Genomic DNA, 2,306 nt, shown 5'->3' with positions numbered 1-2,306 from the left:
GCTCTTCCTGTACGGCCGATACGGTGAACGTAATCTTCAGAAATATTGGGTAAATCGAAGTTTACAACTTGAGGAAGTTGAGGGATATCAATACCGCGAGCAGCAATATCAGTGGCAACGAGAACGCGAATCTCACCGGATTTAAAGTTGGCCAATGCTTTGGTTCTTGCACCCTGGCTCTTGTTACCATGAATAGGAGCAGACGTAATGCCTTGGTCGTTGAGGTAATGGGATAGTTTGTTTGCCCCATGTTTTGTGCGGCTAAACACCAAGACTTGCTGCCAGTCTCCGTCTTTGATCAGTTTAACCAGCATCGGTGCTTTTTGGCGTTTATCCGCCGGGTAGATACATTGCTCAACCGTTCTTGCGGTAGAATTTGCCGGGCTAACTGAAATTTCTACAGGGTTATTCACTAGGCCTTTCGCCAGCTCTTTGATTTCATCAGAGAAAGTCGCAGAGAACAGCAAATTTTGACGCTGTTTAGGCAGTAGATTCAAAATTTTACGAATATCGCGGATAAAGCCCATATCAAGCATACGGTCTGCTTCATCAAGAACAAGCACTTCAAGTTGGCTGAATTTAATCGCGTTTTGATTGAACAAGTCAAGTAAGCGACCTGGTGTTGCAACAAGCACATCGCAGCCTTGACGTAATCTCATAAGTTGAGGGTTAATCTTAACTCCGCCAAAAACCACAGAAGAGCTAAGCGGCAGGTGGCTGCTATAACGAACAACGTTTTCATTGATTTGAGCTGCAAGCTCACGCGTTGGTGTCAAAATGAGTGCGCGAACATGGTTACTTTTTACTTTCGGGCCGTTAATAAGGCCTTCTAAAATTGGAAGTGTAAAGCCTGCTGTTTTACCTGTACCCGTTTGAGCTGCTGCCATTACATCTTTTCCCTCAAGCACGGCCGGAATAGCTTGTGCTTGGATTGGGGAAGGCGTGTCATAGCCTTGTTCTTTAATTGCTTTTAAAATTGGAGCAGAAAGACCGAGTGAGGTAAAACCCATATATATGATTCTCAATTAACAATGAAATGAATAGTGGCTTGCAAGTCGCATGTGTTCTTATTGTGAATAAGAAATAGAAAGCAAGATTTGCTAGGGATAACTTACTAGGTGCGACAAAAAGTGCGCCATTTTGAGGCTTTTGGTCGTTAACATCAACCGATATTTCACGATCTCGAAAAACAACGGGTAATTCAATGAAAAGGCGTTGAATTCCTAACATACCGACGTCCTGATCAAGCATCAAAGCATCGAAACGAATCCATTCAAATATGACAAACAAAAAAAAGCAGGCCTAGGCCTGCTTTTTCAATAATCTGTCAAAATCGACAAGCTTATAGACAAACAACGTTTGCAGCTTGAGGACCTTTTTGACCTTGTTCAACGTCAAAAGAAACTTTTTGACCTTCAGCAAGAGTCTTGAAACCGTCAGAAACGATTGCACGGAAGTGAACGAATACGTCAGCGCCGCCGTCGTCTTGAGAAATAAAACCGAAACCTTTAGTTTCGTTAAACCATTTTACGTTACCAGTTGCTTTAGACATGATGTCTCCTTAATTTTCAAAATAATTCGCATATAAATGCAGTTGTAGCCAATAGAATCATTTATGTGGTGTTGCGATATATGGAAGGAAAGACTCCATGAACAAGCTGGTAAGCTGATGCTCGAGGATTTTCAAATACATAACACGTCATTCATATAAATAGGTCTGATATCAGGCCGAAACGAATACTAGCACACTCGAAGAGAATGTGGAGTGTTTCTTTGAAATAATTAGCAAATCGAACACTCTCAGAGCAATGGTCACGGCCATTGAGCAATTTTTGTTTAGTTAATGAGTCGCAGCCCATGAGGGAGTGCATCACCAAAGATTTTCTTTGTTTCTGTCTCTGATAATTCGGTCACTTCCTGCACCAAACTTAGCCATGATTCCGGCACTTTACTCTTCTTTAGTTTAGCGATGACATCGGTTCTATAGTCGTCGGAAATATCAAATAAACGGTCCCCAGTTTTTCGACAGATCATCACGCAAGCAAAAGCAATCATGGGCTCTTTTTGCCAATTTTGTTCGAGTAATGTTGGTAACCACTGTTCGGCTTGTTCACGAGGTATTACCGTATGCTGGCTACCATATAACGGTGTTCTGGACGCTAATCTTCCTACTGCCCACCAATGAGCCTGTTCAAACTGGCCGTGATTAATGGCCTTGCTCATAAACCAACTGGTCAGCAGAACCTTATCTTCTACGTCTAAGTGCTCTAGCGACGCAGCGAGCCGTACCATCGATTCATAACCGT

General features: G+C 42.6%; 2 protein-coding genes and 1 pseudogene. All 3 read right to left on the bottom strand.

Annotation, left to right across the window (positions count from 1 at the left end; all coding sequences use genetic code 11):
- The coding region (locus tag ACP45E_RS05465; RefSeq protein WP_017040368.1) for a DEAD/DEAH box helicase at positions 1 to 1,010 on the bottom strand (1,010 nt) is incomplete at its 3' end.
- Between the two features lie 332 nt (positions 1,011 to 1,342).
- Complete coding sequence (gene cspE / locus ACP45E_RS05460; RefSeq protein WP_017033441.1) at positions 1,343 to 1,552, bottom strand: transcription antiterminator/RNA stability regulator CspE; 210 nt, start codon at positions 1,550 to 1,552, stop codon at positions 1,343 to 1,345.
- A gap of 284 nt (positions 1,553 to 1,836) precedes the next feature.
- Positions 1,837 to 2,306 (bottom strand): annotated as a pseudogene (locus ACP45E_RS05455) (Hsp70 family protein); the annotation flags it as partial.

This window comes from Vibrio genomosp. F10 str. 9ZD137, assembly GCF_049974785.1.
Taxonomy (GTDB): domain Bacteria; phylum Pseudomonadota; class Gammaproteobacteria; order Enterobacterales; family Vibrionaceae; genus Vibrio.
The sequence above is the reverse complement of the archived record's forward strand: the minus strand, read 5'-3'. Positions and strand labels throughout refer to the sequence as shown.